The following is an 18,501-nucleotide window of genomic DNA, read 5'->3' on the forward strand; positions in this document are numbered from 1 at the left end:
TCCGGTATCGGGTGTGTCTGTCAGTCGCTTTGTCGATTGGATGGGGTGTCGGAAGCGAATCAGCGGCGCACGCTGGCTCCGGCCTCCGCCAACTGATCCAGGACATCGTCGGTCTGGCCGGATTCCACCGCGCGGGTGCCTGCCGCCAGCAACTCCACGCCAAACCCCAGCCGCAGCGCATCCTGCACGGTCGCCCGTACACAAACGTCCAATGCCAGACCCATCACCTGCAGGTGCTTGATGCCACGCCGTGCCAGAAACTGCTCAAGCTGGGTGCCATCGAAGGCGGAGTAGGCGTCGGTCTCGAAAGCCGTGCCCTTGCTGACGCGAATGGCCGTGGCCGGCAAATCCAGCTCGTGGTGGAAGGCCGCACCGTGAGTGTCCTGCACGCAGTGCACCGGCCAGGGGCCGCCGCGGTGATTGAAGCTGCAATGGTCCACCGGATGCCAGTCGCGGGAGGCGATGATGGACCAGTGCTTATCCTGGGCGTCGGTAATGGCCGCGTTGACGACGGGAAAGATCTCCTGGCTACCGGGAACCGCCAGACTGCCGCCGGAGCAGAAATCGTTCTGGATATCGACCAGAAGCAATGCCGAATCGCTGGAACCAACCATGCTGAACTCCTTGCTCCCAAGCGGGGAGGGCTCGACAGGTTTATAAGTGGATATCGTTTGTCCCTGAGTACAGCGTTGGGTTTTTGCGGGGAAATTGCAAGCCGGTTGGCAGCGGGATCGGCTGGCCGGACAGTCCGTTGCCCAGCCCTGAGTTGGAAGGAATTAGAAATCGTAGGTTACGGTGGCTTTGACGCTGCGCTCGGCGCCGTAATAGCAGCGATACTCGCTGTAGCAGGCCCCCACATAGTCCTTGTCGAACAGGTTATTGGCGTTCAGTTGCGCCGTTACGCCCTTGAGTCCAACGTTCGCCAGATCATACTTGATGCTGGCATCCACCACCGTGTATTGCGGCACTTTCAGGGTGTTGGACTCGTTGGCCCAGCTGGTGCCGATGTAACGGACACCCAGTCCGGTCCTGAGACTGTTCAGCACGCCATCCAGGAATTCATAGGAACCCCAGGCTGAGGCCATGTGTTCCGGCGTAGCCACCGGGGTCTTGCCTTCCGTGCCCGTCGTGGATTTCTGCACTTCCACGTCGGTGTAGGTGTAGCTGGCCTGAAGCGTGACGTTTTGGGTAACCCGTGTCGCGGCCTCCAGCTCCAGTCCTTGTGACCGAACCTTGCCGATCGGACGGTAATAGCTGGGGTTGTTGCCTTCGGTCTGGATCAGGTTGGCCACATTGTCCTGGTCAATCTGGAACACGGCAACGCTGTAACGATCCGCCGTACCGACCGGTTGGTACTTGAGGCCAAGCTCATACTGCTCCGCTTCGGTCGCGTCGAGCAGGTCACCGTTCTCATCCAGATTCGCGCTCGGGCTGAACGATTCGGAGTAGCTGACGTACGGGGCAACACCGTTATCGAACAGGTACATCAGGGCCGCACGGCCACTGAATTGCTCGTCGTCCTTGCTCTGGCGCGTGGATGAACCGGTCAGGAGGTAGTCACTCGTGTTGTCGATGTCCACCCAGTCGTAGCGACCGCCCAGTGTCACACGCCAATGATCCAGGGCAACCTGATCCTGCAGGTAGACGCCGGTCTGCTCCAGCTCCCGATCGTTGTCCTGATAGGGTACGACGGTGCCGGAACTGCCATAGACCGGGTCAAATGGATTGATGGCGGCGAATCCGGAACCGTAGGACCAGTCGGCATCGGTGTCGCGCTTCTGGTAGTCCAGCCCGGTGAGGACGGTATGATCGGTTGCGCCCCACCCGAACTCCGCGATCAACTGGTTATCGATGGCCAGGGCATTGAGCTCTTCGTCGGCGCCAAAATAGGTCCGGGGCAGCTCATCGCCGGACCAGACGCCTGAGTTGTAGACCTGTCCATAATCCACCTTGCTGTTCAGATAGCGAAAATTCTGACGAGCGGACCAGACGTCGTTGAAACGGTGTTCGAGCTGATAGCCGATCATCGCCTGTTCGCGATCAAACTCTTCGTAGGCCGGTTCGCCGTCGTAGAAATCGGTCGGGATCTTCTGGCCGTTATGACTGTAGAGGGTGCCATCCGCCGGGAAGCCGCCATAAAAGCCGCCTTCCGGGTCTTTCTGCAGGTAGGCCATCAGCGTCAGGGTGGTGGCATCACTGAGATCCAGCGTCAGTGACGGCGCCAGCGTGTAGTGCTCTTCCTGGACCTTGTCCCACTGGGTGTCCGAGTGATAGACGCGCCCCACCAGTCGATAGGCCGCATTGCCCGAGTCCCCGACTTCACTGCCAATATCGAAGCCGAGACTGGCCTCCCCCTGCGTCCCCACGCCCGCCTGGACCTGATAGTGAGATTCGAACAGGGGCTTCTTGCTGGTCAGGGCCACGATGCCGCCCGGCGCCGCACGACCGTACAGGACGGACGACGGCCCCTTCACCACCTCGATCCGCTCCAGGAAGTACGGATCGATCTGCATGATGCTGTAGGTGCCCTTGTCGTTCAGCAGCTTCAGGCCATCCAGGTACTGGTTGTCGATGCTGTCGCTGCCGAAACCCCGCAGCTTGATGGCGTCGTAACGGCTGGCGGTCGCGCCATACTGTTCGGTAAAGACACCGGCGGTGTAACGGGTGGCTTCCTGGACACTCTTGGAGCCCTGCTCTTTGATCTGGTCGTCGGTGATGACGGAGATGGATTGCGGGGTTTCAACAAACGGGGTTTCCGTTTTGGTCGCCCCGCGGGTGGCGGTCACTTCCAATGCATCCAACGCAACGGAATCGTCCTGATTCCCGGCGGCAAGAACAGCAGTCGCACCGGTCATACCGGATAGAGCAACTGCGACGGCAAGGGACAAACTGGAAGGTCGGAACATGCATACCTCATTTTCAATGAAAAAACGTTAATGCGAATTATTCTCTTTTTTATCTGAGATAGGTATGCGGAATGACAGGGTTTGTATGCGTGATGACAAAATGGGCTCGAGAAGCCCCTGGTCAGTGCAGTGCGCGGGGAGACACACCGAATACACGGCGGAAGGCCGTGGCAAAGTTGGTGGCGTGCCGGTAGCCGGCGCGATGGGCGGCTTGCTGGACGCTGTAGCCCTGCTCCAGATAGCGTTTACCCAGTTCCAGGCGGCATTGGCGAAGGTAGTCGAACACCGAGACACCGTAAGTCGCCCGGAACTTGCTGCGCAGACTGCTGGCACTCATGGCGGCGTGCTGGGCCAGCCCCTCCAGGGTATATTCCTCCGTCGGCGCAAACTCCAGCAATTGCCGGACGGCTTCCAGTCGCTGGCGTTCGCGGGCGCTTCCGTTTTGGTCGCGGTCCGGAAATTCGCCCTCTTCCGGCAAACCGTGGCCGACCAACTGCAGCGCAAGTCCCTCGAGGATCAGGTTTTTCTGAAGCGCCGGTACGGCCATATCCAGACCATGCTCCAACTGGGAGAGCAAGGCTGACGAAACCCGCCAGCCCAACACCGGACGCCGGATGCCCTGCAGCAAGGACGTGAGAGTGCTGCTTTCGGGACTGGCCCGATGCAGGCACGCCGGATCGAAAGCCAGGGTCAGCGTCTTCAATGTCTGCCCCGCTGGTTGGGAGGCTTCCAGCGCGTGCTCCGGACGCAGTTGCAGACTGACGGCCTCGCCAGCGTGCAGCGAACGACGCACAGCACCTACGGACAGATCGATGCGTCCTTCCAGGACGACGACGATCAGCAGAGGCGCATGCCCCAACGAGATCGAACGGTAGCGGTGGAACACCTCCAGCTCCGATCCGGTAAACCGGAACCCCGATGGCAGGGCCAGCTCCCGAATCCGCCCCCGGGCCACGACAGTCTCTCCCGCCCCGGTATCGACATGGTCCCCACCTGAAGGCAGGCCATCGAAGCAATAATCCATACCGTACTGCTTCCCGAAATCGAGAAAATCCCGAACCCGGAAAGAACGCGCTGCAATCGCACTGTTCGCAGAATTCATGAGAGATGCCTCGCCAGTCACAACGGCCCTATCAGCCTCTGATCCGAGCGTCACAATTTACCGCAAATAATTCTCATTTTTAAGTGGGTTCGACCGATGTGGCCCGCATCCGACGACAGTTGATCTTGCTCAATTGCCGGTCGGAACTTCAGTGACACGCGTCAGTCCTTCCAAACCGGACCGTTCCCGGAACCGCGTCGGGACTTTTTCGAGCCATCCCATTCAAACAACAGGACATACGGAATCTGCAATGACTGATGCGAGATCGACCGTTCATCCGGTAAACCGTTGCTTCCTCAACCACCATCCTCCACCGCCCATCTGACCGCCACCCTGCGCTGGCAGGGCGAAACGCAACCCCATTCCAGGAATCAACGGAGAAACCAACATGATTCAGGTGGAAAACCTGACACGCCGCTACGGCGACCTGACCGCGGTCAGGGATGTCAGCTTCCGGATCGGTCACGGTGAGGTGGTCGGCCTGCTGGGCCACAACGGCGCCGGCAAGACCACGATCATGAAGATGCTGACCGGCTATCTCGAACCCACGGCCGGCACCGTGAAGATCGACGATCTCGTGCTCGGCCCCGACACCCGCATGATGCAGAAGCGCATCGGCTACCTGCCGGAGAACTGCCCGGTCTGGCCGGAGATGACGGTCATCGACTATCTGGCCTTCCAGGCCGCCCTGCACGACGTGCCGGAAGACAAGCGCGACAAGGCCATTGCCAACGCCATCCGCCGGGCCGATCTCAAGGCCAAGGCCACCGCCAGCATCCAGACCCTGTCGCGCGGGTACCGCCAGCGTGTCGGCGTGGCCCAGGCGCTGCTGCATTCGCCGGACATCCTGATCCTCGACGAACCCACCAATGGCCTCGACCCCACCCAGATCCGCCAGATGCGGGACCTGATCCGGGATCTGGCCAGGCACGCCACGGTCATCGTCTCCACCCACATCCTGCAGGAAGTCCAGGCGGTCTGTGAGCGGGTGCTGATCATGCGCGCTGGCGAACTGGTGGTCGATGCCAAGCTCGAAGAGTTGCAGCAATCCGGCGGTTTGCTGCTCAGTGTCGAAGGCGATCCCCGCCCGCACCTGAAGTCCCTGGACGAGATCCGGGCGCTGACAGCGGTGGACGACCAGCCCGGCCGTTACCATCTGGATGCCCCGCTGGACTGCGCCCCCAAAGTGGTCGAAATCCTGACCCGTGCCGGCATTCCGCTGCACGCGCTGGAGCCCCAGCGCCGCGACCTGGAGAAAGTCTTTGCCGAGGTGAACGAGGAGACCGCTCATGCATGATCTGATGACGATCGCCCGCAAGGAATTCCGGGGCTTCTTTGCCTCGCCGGCCGCCTTCCTGTTCCTGGGCGTTTTCCTGGCGGTCACCCTGTTCGTGGTGTTCTGGGGCGAGGCTTTCTTTGCCCGCAACATCGCCGATGTACGTCCCCTCTTCGAGTGGATGCCCGTCCTGCTGATCTTCCTGATTGGCGCGCTGACCATGCGCAGCTGGTCCGAGGAGCGCCGATCCGGCACCGTGGAAAGTCTGCTGACTTCGCCGGTCGGCCCCCTGCCCCTGATTGGCGGCAAATTCCTGGCCGGTATGGGCCTGCTGGCCCTGGCGCTGGCCATGACGCTGCCGCTGCCCATCACCGTGTCCTTCATCGGCCCGCTGGACTGGGGCCCGGTCATCGGCGGCTACGTGGCCACCCTGTTCCTGGGCGCGGCCTACCTGTCGATCGGCCTGTTCATGAGCAGCCGCACCGACAACCCGATCGTGTCGCTGATCCTGACCACGCTGGTCTGCGGCATTTTCTACCTGCTGGGCTCCAGCCTGCTGACCAACCTGTTCGGTCACCAGGTCGCGCATTTCCTGGAGGAAATCGGCACCGGCAGCCGCTTCGATTCCATCACCCGCGGCGTGATCGATCTGCGTGACCTGTACTACTACGTTTCCATCACCGGCGTGTTCCTGGTGCTGAACCGCCTGAGCCTGGAGCGCATGCGCTGGGCCGGCAACCCGCCGAATCGCCGTCACCGGGGCTGGACCTGGGTCTGTGCGTTGGCCATCGCCAACTTCGTCGTCGCCAACGCCTGGCTGACGCCGGTCAGCAGCGCCCGCGCCGACATCACTCAGAGCCAGATGTATTCCCTGTCCGACGCCACTTACCATGAGCTGAACCAGCTGCACGAACCGCTGGTGATTCGCGGTTACTTCTCGGACAAGACGCATCCCTTGTTGGCGCCGCTGGTGCCGCGCATCCGCGACCTGCTGCAGGAATACGCCATTGCCGGCGGCAAGAACGTCCAGGTGCAGTTCCTCGATCCCACCAAGGATCACGACGTCGAAGAGCAGGCCGCGTCCCAGTACGGCATCAAGCCGGTGCCGTTCCAGACCGCCAGCCGCTACCAGTCGTCGGTGGTCAACGCCTACTTCAACGTGGTGGTGTCCTACGGCGACCAGTACCAGGTGCTCGGTTTCCGCGACCTGATCGACGTGAAATCCCAGAGCGATAACAAGCTCGACGTCGCCCTGAAGAGCCCGGAATACGAACTGACCCGCACCATCCACAAACTGGTCAGTACCTACCGGGCCGGCGATAACGCCTTCGCGTCGATCGACCAGCCGGTCACCTTCCACGGCTATTTCTCGTCGGAGCAGAAACTGCCGAAGGAACTGGTTCAGCTGAAAGGCAACGTGACCGACATCCTTAAGGACATGGCCAAGGGCCACGAGGACAAGCTCTCGGTCCAGATTGAGGATCCGGACGCCAACGGCGGCAAGCTCGGCGATCAGCTCACCGAGCAGTACGGTTACCAGCCGCGCATCGCCAGCCTCACCGACCCGCAGCCGTTCTGGTTCAACATGACCCTGCAGAGCGGTGACAACGTGGTGCCGGTGCCCCTGCCCGACACGCTGGACAAGGCCGCCATGAAGCGGTCTATCAAGTCCGCGTTGCAGCGTCTCACACCGGGCGTGCTGAAAACGGTGACCGTGGTGGCACCGCAGGACCCGATGGCCCGCATGCGCCAGATGCGGGGTATGCCGCCGCAGTCCCAGTACCAGAAGCTGATGACGGCACTGAAGGACAATGTCCGCGTCAAGCAGAGCCAACTGGCTGACGGCAAGGTCCCGGCGGAAACCGACCTGCTGCTGGTACTCGCCCCGCAGAACCTGGACGACAAGCAGCGCTTTGCCATCGACCAGTTCCTGATGCGCGGCGGTCGGATCGTGATGGCCACCTCCCCGTTCAAGGTGAGCGCGGGCCGCTCCCTGAGCATGGAGAAAACCAAGTCCGGCCTGGAAGACTGGCTCGCCAGGATGGGCGTGACCATCCAGCCGAAGATGGTGCTGGATGCCCAAAGTTCCTCGCTGCCGGTACCCGTCACCCGCAATGTGGGCGGCATGAATTTTCGCGAGATCCAGATGGTGCCCTACGCGCCCTTCCCGGATCTGCGCGGCGACGAGCTGAATCCGAAGCATCCGGTGACCCGTTCGCTGGACCAGATGACCCTCGGCTGGGCGTCACCGATCACCATCGACCAGAAAGCGATGGGCGATCGCAACGTCACCCGGCTGCTGGAAAGCTCGCCACAGACCTGGACCACCGACAGCACCCAGGCCATCCCCAACATGAACCAGTACCCGCAGCTTGGCTTCGCCACCCACGGCGAGCCCAAAGCGCAGACGCTGGCCGTGGCGATCAAGGGGCAATTCCAGTCCTACTACGCCGACCGCCAGTCGCCGCTGGCCCAGTCTGCGGATGACAAAGGCAACAAGAACGCGAAAAACGCCCAGGGCAAGAAGCAGGCCGACAAGCCGACCTTCACCAGCGTGATCAAGCAGTCGCCGGATTCGTCGCGGCTGGTGCTGATCGCCAGCAACGCCTTTGCGTCCGACACCATGGTGAACCTGGTGTCGCAGGAACTCGGCACGGTCTACACCAAGCCCATCGACATGGTGCAGAACGCCATTGACTGGTCGCTGGAAGACCCGGGCCTGCTCGCCCTGCGTGGCCAGACCCAGTTTGCCCGCACCCTGGTGCCGATGGACAACAACACCCAGCGTTTCTGGGAGTACCTGAACTACGGCCTGGCGGCCCTCGCCCTGCTGCTGGTCTGGCTGTGGCGTCGTAGCGTGCGTGCCGGCGACCGTCGTCGCTATCAACGGATTCTTGCGGAGGTTTAAGTGATGGCGAAAACAGTTCGAATACTCGCCGTTCTGCTGGGGGTCCAGGTCTTGCTGGCCTTCGGCCTGAACATGTCCCATAAAGACATCAGCGACGTCACACCGGATCAGCCCCTGCTGAACGCGTCGCTGGATAACCTGGACGAGATGGTCATCGCCGACGGGCCAACGTCCTCCCTGATCCTCAAGCGTGAGGGCGACCAATGGCAACTGCCCTCCCTGGATGGTTTCCCGGCCAGCAATAACCAGGCTCACCAACTGGTGGATGCACTGGTCGCTGCCAAACAGGGCATCCCGGTGGCCACCTCGCCCAGCGCCCAAAGCCGGTTCAAGGTGGCCAAGGACGACTTCAAGCGTCGTCTGGTGCTGCGGCGCGACGGCAAGGATGTGGCCACGGTCTACCTGGGTAGTTCGCCGGGAACCGACCAGTCCTATGCCCGCCTCAAGGGTGACAGCAACATCTACCGGGTAAAGCTGGCCGCCTACCAGGCGCCGGTGGACAGCGACAGCTGGCTGGACAAGGAGATCCTGACCACGCCGATCGACAAGATCGCCGCGGTGGAAGTCGATGACCTGAAGCTGACGCAAACCACCAAGAAGCCGGCGGACAAGTCAGACAGCGACAGCACCGATAAAGGCAAAGCACCGGCGCCATGGCACGTGGATAACCTGCCCGCCGGCAAGGCGCTGGACACCAAGGCAGCGGCGACCCTCGCGGGGCAGCTGTCCGGTCTGCGAATCCAGTCCCTGGCGGATGCCGATGCGGCCAAACAGGCCCTGGCCGACCCGACGCTGACGATCCAGCTCGACAAGTCAGACGGTAAAACGGTGACCTACACGTTTGCCAAGGCAGAGTCGAAGCCAGACTCCGCGGACGACGCCAAGGCAAAGGCCAAGCCCGGCAAGGCGCCGAAGCCTGAGCCTTGGTTCCTGTCCGTGTCCGATCAGGACCGGACATTCCGGATCACGGCCGCTCTGGGGCAAACGCTGGTGAAAGCGGCGTTACCGGACACGCTGTTGGTGGCCGCCAAAGATGATAAACCGGCCGCCGATACGGCAACGGCCTCATCAATGGCCAAGAAAGCGGACGACGAACCGGCGGAATAAGCCGACCCCGTCCTCGCAAACAGAAAGCGGGTGCACCATTTAGGATGGGCACCCGCTTTTCTTTTGGTATCGATGTTATCCACGGCGTGTCTTTAAGGGGCACCTTCGGCGCCTCAGAAGCTAAAGCGTCTGCTACGCGCTCGAGGTTTTCTCAAAATGTAGCCGACGCTTTAGCTTCGGAGCAGCCTGCAAGGCTGCCGAAAACCGGCCTCGAGGTCTCCTCAACATGTAGCGCGTAGGTTGGGCTGACGCAGGAAGCCCAACAATAACGGGCTACCTGATTCCATCCTGGATTTAGCCACACAAGTCGCGTCGAGAGCCGTCCAGCCTGGGATTGGGCCACTCGATGTTGGGCTTCCTGCGTCAGCCCAACCTACGAATCTCCAGCGCCTTATGGGCCCACCGCTAACGGCACACTCTTGGATTCAGCCTTAACCAGCGTCTCATGCGTCAACGCCTCCCACGCCTCATAGGCACTCAGGAACACCCGGCCACTGAGGTCCTTGAGAAGGTCGGTTTTCCCAAGCCGATCCATAACCGGTCCCTTCACTTCTGTCAGGTGCAAGCGCACGCCGCTGTCCCGCAAGCGTTCGTTGATCGCTTCCAGACTTTCCAGAGCCGACGCATCGATCAGGTTAACCGCCGCGCACACCAGCACCACGTCCTGCAATGCCGGCTGCCGGCTCACCAGATCCATCACGCACTCCTCCAGGAATCGCGCATTGGCAAAATACAGGCTCTCATCCACCCGCAGCATGGCCACGCGGGGGTGGGTCTCAACCTGATGGCGCTGCACATTCCGGAAGTGCTCCGTGCCGGGCACACGGCCGACCACCGCGCTGTGCGGGCGGGAGGTGCGGTACATGAACAACCCGACGGACAACCCCACACCCGCCAGGATGCCCGCCTCAACACTGTAGGTCAGTGTCAGCACGATGGTCGCCAGCATGGCCACAAAATCCACCGCCGAGTACCGCCAGGTGCGCACCAGGGCTTTCAGGTCGATCAGGGTCGACACCGCGACGATGATCGCGGCGGCCAGCGTGGCTTTGGGCAGGAAGGCGATGGCCGGCGTCAGGGTGACGGTCGCCAGGGCAATGCCGACGGCTGTGAACGCGCCGGCAGCCGGCGTTTCGGCACCGGCATCGAAGTTGACCACGGAACGCGAGAAACCACCGGTTACCGGCATGCCGCCGGAGGTCCCCGCCCCCAGGTTGGCCATACCCAGACCAATCAACTCCTGGTCCGGGTCGATATGCTGCCGACGCTTTGCAGCCAGGGTCTGGCCCACGGAAACGGATTCCACAAAGCCAACGATACTGATCAGCAGCGCACCGACGAACAGCTCCCGCCACAACCCCGGATCCATTGAGGGCAGGCTCAGATCCGGCAATCCCGCCGGCACATGCCCGACCACTTTCACCCCCTGCTGAGCCAATCCCAACCCCCAGGTAACCAGCGTCGTTACCATCACCGCCAGGATCGGCGCCGACTTGGACACGATATCGGCCAGCCGTTCTCCGGCTCCAAAACGCTTGAGCAAGGGCTTCAGCCGCTTGCGGCACAGCATCAGGAACGCCAGGGTGCCCACACCCATCAGCACGGTGGGCCAGTGGATGGCATGGCGTTGTCCAAACAGGCCGCGACCAAGCTCGATCAGGTTATGACCGTCCGCGTCGACCCCGAGGATGTGCTTGAGCTGGCTGGCCGCGATGACAATACCCGACGCCGTGATGAACCCGGAGATCACCGGGTGGCTGAGGAAATTGGCCAGGAAGCCCAAGCGCAGCAATCCCATCACCACCAGAATCAGTCCCGACATCACCGCCAGCAGAATCGCGCCGACCAGGTACTCCGGACTCCCCGGTACGGCGATACCGTCCAGGGCCGCCGCCGTCATCAGCGCAATCACGGCCACCGGCCCCACCGACAGCGTGCGGCTGGTACCGAAGAGGGCGTACAGGATCAGCGGCAGGATCGAGGCATACAGCCCGACCTGCGGTGGCAGGCCGGCCAGCAGCGCGTACGCCAGCGACTGCGGAATCAGCATAATGGTGACGATCACCGCCGCCAGCGCATCGCTGACGCACACCGAGCGGTTGTATTCAGGCAGCCACTGCAGGAACGGAAGATAGCGCGCCACTTTCATGGCATTACGCGGCGTTGCGCCGGCCGGGCTTCACCAGCCATTCGTGGCCCTTGAGCATGCCGTGCCAGTATATGTAGGGCAAATATCTCGCCTTCAGCATCCAGGCCAGCCTGGTGGGCTGAGTGCCGTCATTAATCCACTTCGGGAACGTCGGCTGGAGCTGACCACCGTAGCCGAATTCGGCCAGCACGATGCGCCCACGCTCGACGGTCAGCGGACAGGATCCGTAACCGTAGTACGCTGCCGTCAGGGGCTGGTTATCCAGGCTGGCCAACAGATTGTCCGCCACCACCGGCACCTGCTTGCGCACGGCGGCCGCGGTTTTTGCGTTGGCGGTGCCGCTCACATCCCCCAGCCCAAAGATCCTCGGGTAGCGGGGATGCTGGAGCGTTTCGCTGTCGAGATCGAGCCAGCCGGCCTCATTGGCCAGAACGGATTCCCTGACAAACGCCGGCGCCCGTTGGGGCGGTACCGCGTGCAGCATGTCGAAGCGGCACTCTATGAAACGCTCCTCGCCCTCAACCGACAGGTCACGGAAGGTCGCCTTTTTCGCCGGCCCGTTGACCGCTATCAGGTTTTGCTGGAAGTCCTTGTGAATGTGGTAGCGCTCGACATAACGCTCCAGGGCGGGAACATAGTCCGGCACCCCGAACATCACGCCGCCGGCGTTCTTGAAATGCACGTCCATACTGCCCAGCACTCCCTGACGCATCCAGTGATCACAGGCCAGGTACATGGCTTTTTGCGGCGCTCCGGCGCATTTGATGGGCATCGGCGGCTGGCTGAACAGCGCTGTCCCGGACTTCAGGTTCTGGATCAGTTGCCAGGTGTAGGGCGCGGTATCCGGGTGGTAGTTGGAAGTCACCCCGTTGGTTCCCAGGGTTTCTGACAGCCCTTCAACGGCGTCCCAGTTGAGCTCCAGGCCCGGGGCCACAACCAGCCTCTGGTATCCCAGTATCGTGCCATCCGACAGCTCCACCTGGTCCTCGTCCGGCCGGAAGGCCCGGGCCTCGGCGCGGTACCAGGTGACGTGCTCCGGCATCACTGACGTCATCGGTTTGATGGTTTCAGCGAGGCTGAATACCCCGCCGCCGACCATCGTCCAACCCGGTTGATAGCAGTGGCGCTCGGAGGGCTCGATGATGGCGATATCGAGACTGTGACGCCGTCGATGAAGGCTCGCGGCCATGGAGATGCCCGCCGATCCACCGCCGATGATGACAACATCGTGTCGCCGCTGTGCTGTGTTCATGATGAGGGTTCCTTGTTGTTGTGAGGTCGGGCCCGATCGCTGACCGGGCCCGCTTCAGGTCGATGGGGACAAGGCTGGTTCAGAACAGGTTGAGCGGCACCTTCAGGTACACCTGCCCATTGTCTTCGGCGGGGGGCATGTGACCGGCCCGCATGTTGACCTGGACTGACGGCAGGATCAGGCGCGGCATGCCCAGGGTGGCGTCGCGCTCCCGACGCATGCTCACAAAATCGTCTTCGGAAATGCCATCGTGCACATGGACGTTGCTGGCTTTCTGCTCAGCGACGGTGGTCTCGCAGACATACTCTTCCCGCCCGGGCGCCTTGTAGTCGTGACAGAGGAACAGGCGGGTTTCCGGTGGCAGGGACAGCACTTTCTGGATCGAGTGGTACAGCGTGCGCGCATCGCCGCCCGGGAAATCGCAGCGCGCAGTACCGTAATCGGGCATGAACAGCGTGTCGCCCACGAAAGCCGCGTCACCGATCACGTAGGTCAGGCAGGCCGGTGTGTGACCGGGCGTGTGCAGGACCCGACCTTCCAGACCGCCGATCCGGAACGTATCGCCCTCGCGGAACAGGTGGTCGAACTGACTGCCGTCCCGGGCGAACTCGGTGCCGGCGTTGAAGGCTTTCCCGAAAATGTCCTGGACCTCGATGATGTGCGCCCCAATGCCGGTCTGCCCACCCAGCTTTTCATGCAGGTAGGGCGAGGCGGACAGGTGATCCGCATGCACGTGAGTCTCGAGGATCCATTCAACGGAGAGGTCATTGGTGCGAATGTAGTCGATGATCGCATCCGCCGACTGCACGTCCGTCCGGCCTGCGGCGTAATCGAAATCCAGGACCGAATCGACAATGGCGCAGGCGCGGCTGTCGGGATCGCGTACGACGTAGCTGAACGTGTTGGTTGGCTCGTCGAAAAACATCTGTACTTGAGGTTTCTGTGTCGTCATGGCTATTCACCTTGCTGGCCGGGGGCCAACGCTTGCTTCGATGTTATAAGCTTAGATGAATTATGAATAACACGTAAAATTGCATTTTTCAATGTGTCAAATCATTTTTTAGAATTACTATATTCCCAAAATGAATATAAAGATTCAGGGACAGATTTCATCCAAATGAAGCCGCCCAAAAACATCACAACACATTGATTTAACGATCAATAATAGGGCACCCTGAAACCACGCTATCCGATCAGGAGTGGTGGAGCGCCTGACTGAATTTTAGACAGGAAGACCCGCTTCAGGGTCCTGAAAATGGATCCCGAATCGCCGACGGATCCGGATGACCCGAAAACGGCATTCGCACACTGGACGGGTCAGCCCAGCCCTTTCCACAGACCAATGCAGCTGACCACCAGTAAAACACCGCCCAGCACCCGGAAGAAGACCGGCGTCTCAGCTTTGAGCATGTAGTCGTGGAACCGCAGGCCGATCACATGGCCGACCGCGGCACAGGGCAAGAGCCAGAGTTGTTGTTCCAATTCAAGATCGACCCCAACCGCGATAAACGCCGCCATCTTGATGGTGACCAGGATGAACCAGAGGGCAAACAGTGTATCCCGCAGCTTTTCCTTGGGCAGGTGCTGGGCCACCACGGCAATCACCAGGGGCGCGCCGATCAGCGACGTGCCGCTGACGTAGCCGCCGAGCATCAGGAAGACGACATCCACCACCTTGTTCTTGCTGCGGAAGGGGCGGTCCAGCAGGTAGGAAATCGAATACACGGTCACGATGCCGAAGATGATCGTGCTCATGACGGTCGGCGGAAGCGTCACCAGCCCGAACACGCCGATCAGCTTGGGGACGATCATGATGGCCAGGATGCGGCCCAGATAGCGCCAGTCCACGGTTCCACCGTCCGGCTGCCTGGCCGCCTGGCTCTTGCGGTTGTTCATGACGATGGTCAGGCCGGAAAACACCAACAGCTGAATAGCGATGATCGGCAGGAAAGCCAGCGGGTTGTCGTGGACCAGCAGCAGGAACGGCAACGACAGGACCGCCCCGCCGAACCCCAGCCCGGAGCGCACGAACCCACTCCAGACAAAGATCAGACCAATCAGGACATACTGGACTGCGGTAAGATCAGACATAACACCCCGGCGCCGACAACCCCAATGAAAACAATGCAGTGTATCGGCGGTTGCCGGTGATTGATATTCACATCGGCAACTATCCCGAAACCACTTGCCCGATGCCTGCCGACCTGCCGCGGCCCTATTCGCCTTTGGTCCAATCTGGTGCGGCCCGGAAAAGCGCCGACGAGTCGTTCATTTTTCTAACCATCTGTATTCACTGAAACTATTCCCATGAACCCGGCGACACCGTCACGATGCGTTACAGACTGGTCAGTTTTTGGGCATTGACGCCGACTGCCGAACCCTCTAGGTTGTTGGCTGGCCGGCGCCCCACAAGGGCATCAAGCCGGCCCCTGAAATCGAACACCCGGCCACGAGCGGGTCTACAAAAACAACACGACCACGGCAGCCGAGATCCGGCGACGTGGAAAGGATTTCAACAATGAGTCAATTGACCGCACCCCTGATGGGACTGTGCCTGGCCAGGGCGCTTTCCACAGCACGCTCTACCGCACTCTCTACCGCACCCCGTATGCCCCTGATCGCTCGCCGATTACCCCTGAACGATGCTCTACCGCTTATCGCCTCATCGCGAATGACACCGGATCAACGCGCGGACATCACCTCCAGCAGTTGATGCGCCCGATTTTTGTATCGACACACCCGGCAACGACCGGTCGTGTCTCCGCGCCCGTCGCTACCGATGTTCTGCATTGCCCGGCCCGAATAGCCAGCGACATCGCCACAAAGCCAGCGCGGCCGCCTGAACCCTGAGCAGCTCACGCGGACTAAACTTAAAAGCAGGCGGCAGATGGCAATCCCACTGCCGCTCGTTAAACCACCAGCCTCCTGTCAGCCCCACAAGGGTACAGAGGGCCCCGGAAGTAAGGTGAAACGCCATGAACGTATTCAGCCATCCCGAGTTCGACAACCACGAACACCTGTCCTTTTTCTGCGATCCGGAAACCGGCCTCAAAGCCATCGTCGCCATCCACAACACCTCCCGCGGTCCGGCCCTGGGCGGTTGCCGGATGTTCCCCTACGCCAGCGACGAAGAGGCGCTGCGTGACGTGCTGCGCCTGTCCCGCGGCATGACCTACAAGTCCGCGCTGGCCAACCTGGACCTGGGCGGCGGTAAGTCCGTCATCATCGGCGATCCGCGCAAGCACAAGAGCGAAGCCCTGCTCGAGTCCATGGGTAAGTTTCTCGAACAACTGGGCGGCCAATACATCGCCGCCGAGGACTCCGGCACCAGCGTGCCCGACCTGAAGGTTATGGGCCGCCACACGAGCCATGTAGCCGGCATCAAGGAACACATTGGCTTTGACGGTCTGCCCAGTAACGGCGATCCCTCACCGGCTACCGCCTACGGCACCTACGTGGGGCTGCGCATGGCCGTGCAGCACGGCTTGGGCCGCAGCGACCTGGAAGGCCTGAAGGTTGCGGTCCAGGGCATCGGCAACGTGGGCTTCCGTCTGGCGCGCCATCTCAAGGACGCCGGCGCCAAACTGTGGGTCTATGACATTCACCAGGACCAGATGCAGCGCGCGGTCGATGAACTGGGCGCGACGCCGGTGTCCGCTGAAGAAATCCTGACCCTGCCGGTGGATGTGGTGGCGCCCTGCGCGATGGGCGCCGTCCTGAACGACCGCAGTATTCCGAAGCTGCAGGCCAAGGTGGTCGCCGGTGCCGCCAACAACCAGCTCGAACACCCGGAACACGATGCGGCGCTGCTCAAGCGTGGCATCCTGTACGCGCCGGATTTCGTCATCAACGCCGGCGGTATCATCGATGTTTTCCACGAACGCACCGACCATGACCACAACCAGGTCCGTGCCCACGTGGAATCCATTGGCGACACCCTGGACGAAATTTTCCGACGCTCTAGCCGCGAGGGCCTGCCAACGGGTACCATCGCGAACCTTCTGGCGGAGGAGCGCTTCCGCCACACCCCCGCTCAACCTCGGCACACCAAGGAGACCTTGTCCAAAGTGAGCTGAAATCATTGAGTTAGCCGTTGATGAGGCCGGGGCTACACCCGGCTTGGTGTTCCTCAAGACCAACCCGTCGCCCGACTGGGCGTTCGCCGCGCCGTCGGGCGACGGGTTAACCGGACGGAACGCTGAGTCCCCTGGGAATCCCTGACAGACACTGGACCCGGAAGCCCTCTAGGGTGCTTCCCTCGCAGCAGGAGCGCACAGAGCAGGAAGTTGTCGTGCCACTGACCGGGCGGTTTTGCCCACCGTTTGCCCGCAACTTCCGGGGATGACCTACAACAACAATGCATTCGCAGGAGACTATGCTTATGTCTACCACTTCTTCCGGCAACGCAGAGGGCGTCATGGAAGCCAACGCAGAGAAACGCGGCCACTGGTCGTCACGTCTTGCCTTTATCCTGGCCGCTACGGGGTCCGCGGTCGGTCTCGGGAACATCTGGAAGTTCCCCTACATCACCGGTGAGAACGGGGGCGGCGCCTTCGTTATGGTGTATCTGGTCTGTATCGCCGCTATCGGCATTCCCATCATGATGGCGGAAGTCATGATCGGTCGCCGCGGTGGGCACAGCCCGGTCAACAGCCTGCGCGCGATTGCCGAGCGTGACAGCCTGTCCAAAGCCTGGCCGCTTGTCGGCGCCGTCGGCGTGCTGGCCGCCTTCCTGATCCTCTCGTTCTACTCCGTCATCGGCGGCTGGGCCGTGTCCTACGTGGGCACCGCGGCCACGGGCCAACTGGCGGGCAAGGACGCGGACGCCATCGGCGCCATCTTCTCAGGCCTGGTGAGCGATCCCGGCACCCTGTTGCTGTGGCACACGGTGTTCATGGCGCTGGTCATGGTGGTTGTGGCCCGCGGCGTCAGCGCCGGCCTGGAGAAAGCCGTCAGCATCCTGATGCCGGCCCTGTTCGTGCTCCTGCTGATCACCGTTGGCTACGCGATGACGTCCGGTCATTTCGGCGATGCCGTGGCGTTCCTGTTCGAGCCTGACTTTTCCAAGCTGACCACCAAGGGCGTCCTGATTGCCCTCGGCCACGCGTTCTTCACCCTGAGCCTGGGCATGGCGGTCATGATGGCCTACGGCTCCTATCTGCCGAAGGGCATTTCCATTGCCAAGACGTCCATTACGGTGTCCATCATTGATGCCGTTGTGGCGCTGCTGGCCGGTCTGGCCATCTTCCCGGTGGTCTTCGCCAACGGCCTCGAACCGGGCGCCGGTCCAGGCCTGATTTTCCAGACCCTGCCGTTCGCCTTCGGCCAGATGCCGATGGGCAGCTTCTTCGGCACGCTGTTCTTCATCCTGCTGATCTTCGCCGCCTGGACCTCGGGCATCTCCCTGCTGGAGCCGCTGGTGGAGTGGTTGGAAGAGCAGAAAGGCATGAACCGCACCGTCAGCACCCTGGGTGCCGGCATCGCCTGCTGGGCGCTGGGCATTGCCTCCATCCTGTCCCTGAACCTGTGGTCCGACGTGCATCCGCTGGGCATGTTCACCATGTTCGAAGGCAAGACCATCTTCGATCTGCTGGACTTCCTGACAGCCAACATCCTGCTGCCTCTGGGTGGCCTGCTGGTGGCGGTCTTCACCGGCTGGTTCATGTCCCGCCAGGCGCTGGAGAATGAGCTGAACCTGCCGACTTCCGGCTTCAACCTGTGGTACAACACCATCCGGTTCCTGACGCCGGTGGCCGTTGCCATCGTCTTTATCTACAACCTGGTGTAAGCCGGTTTCACCG

The 18,501-nt window shown here is 61.7% G+C and carries 12 protein-coding genes; 5 read left to right on the forward strand and 7 right to left on the reverse strand.

The window, feature by feature from the left end; translation table 11 throughout:
* Positions 1-59: 59 nt before the first annotated feature.
* The 3 genes from EB809_RS01395 to EB809_RS01405 all read right to left on the reverse strand — a co-directional run bounded on the left by EB809_RS01395 (position 60) and on the right by EB809_RS01405 (position 4,008).
* Positions 60-614, reverse strand: coding sequence for an isochorismatase family protein (locus EB809_RS01395; protein WP_123632786.1), 555 nt, complete (start codon positions 612-614; stop codon positions 60-62).
* 162 nt (positions 615-776) lie between these two features.
* Entirely contained in the window at positions 777-2,801 is a 2,025-nt protein-coding gene (locus EB809_RS01400) for a TonB-dependent siderophore receptor (protein WP_223807759.1), read from the reverse strand.
* 226 nt (positions 2,802-3,027) lie between these two features.
* Complete coding sequence (locus tag EB809_RS01405) at positions 3,028-4,008, reverse strand: helix-turn-helix transcriptional regulator (RefSeq protein WP_123632790.1); 981 nt, start codon at positions 4,006-4,008, stop codon at positions 3,028-3,030.
* A 388-nt stretch (positions 4,009-4,396) separates the two neighbouring features.
* Here EB809_RS01405 and EB809_RS01410 point away from each other — a divergent pair, with 388 nt between their 5' ends.
* From EB809_RS01410 to EB809_RS01420, 3 genes are read left to right on the forward strand one after another with little or no spacing between them, the layout of a single operon-like run.
* A complete protein-coding gene (locus EB809_RS01410) occupies positions 4,397-5,305 on the forward strand; it encodes an ABC transporter ATP-binding protein (RefSeq protein ID WP_123632792.1) in 909 nt (302 codons plus the stop codon).
* Entirely contained in the window at positions 5,298-8,192 is a 2,895-nt protein-coding gene (locus tag EB809_RS01415; protein WP_123632795.1) for a Gldg family protein, read from the forward strand. Before EB809_RS01410 ends, EB809_RS01415 begins: the two co-directional genes overlap by 8 nt.
* A gap of 3 nt (positions 8,193-8,195) precedes the next feature.
* On the forward strand, positions 8,196-9,299 hold the full coding sequence (locus tag EB809_RS01420; RefSeq protein WP_123632797.1) for a DUF4340 domain-containing protein: 1,104 nt from the start codon (positions 8,196-8,198) through the stop codon (positions 9,297-9,299).
* A 391-nt stretch (positions 9,300-9,690) separates the two neighbouring features.
* Here EB809_RS01420 and EB809_RS01425 read toward each other — a convergent pair whose 3' ends face one another.
* From EB809_RS01425 to EB809_RS01440, 4 genes are all read right to left on the reverse strand, one after another.
* Positions 9,691-11,448, reverse strand: coding sequence for a SulP family inorganic anion transporter (locus EB809_RS01425; protein ID WP_123632799.1), 1,758 nt, complete (start codon positions 11,446-11,448; stop codon positions 9,691-9,693).
* Between the two features lie 4 nt (positions 11,449-11,452).
* Positions 11,453-12,700: an FAD/NAD(P)-binding oxidoreductase gene (locus tag EB809_RS01430; protein ID WP_123632801.1), complete on the reverse strand. Its 1,248-nt coding sequence runs from the start codon at positions 12,698-12,700 to the stop codon at positions 11,453-11,455.
* A gap of 79 nt (positions 12,701-12,779) precedes the next feature.
* Positions 12,780-13,652, reverse strand: a complete 873-nt coding sequence (locus EB809_RS01435; RefSeq protein WP_123632803.1) for an MBL fold metallo-hydrolase — start codon at positions 13,650-13,652, stop codon at positions 12,780-12,782.
* Positions 13,653-14,017: 365 nt separating this feature from the next.
* Positions 14,018-14,791: a sulfite exporter TauE/SafE family protein gene (locus EB809_RS01440; protein WP_123632805.1), complete on the reverse strand. Its 774-nt coding sequence runs from the start codon at positions 14,789-14,791 to the stop codon at positions 14,018-14,020.
* An 884-nt stretch (positions 14,792-15,675) separates the two neighbouring features.
* Between EB809_RS01440 and EB809_RS01445 the strand changes: the two genes are divergently transcribed.
* Both EB809_RS01445 and EB809_RS01450 read left to right on the forward strand, forming a co-directional pair.
* On the forward strand, positions 15,676-16,776 hold the full coding sequence (locus tag EB809_RS01445; RefSeq protein WP_123632807.1) for a Glu/Leu/Phe/Val family dehydrogenase: 1,101 nt from the start codon (positions 15,676-15,678) through the stop codon (positions 16,774-16,776).
* 305 nt (positions 16,777-17,081) lie between these two features.
* Complete coding sequence (locus EB809_RS01450) at positions 17,082-18,488, forward strand: sodium-dependent transporter (RefSeq protein ID WP_123632809.1); 1,407 nt, start codon at positions 17,082-17,084, stop codon at positions 18,486-18,488.
* Positions 18,489-18,501: the final 13 nt, after the last annotated feature.

The sequence above is a fragment of the Marinobacter sp. R17 genome (assembly GCF_003789045.1).
Classification (GTDB): Bacteria; Pseudomonadota; Gammaproteobacteria; order Pseudomonadales; family Oleiphilaceae; genus Marinobacter_A; species Marinobacter_A mangrovi.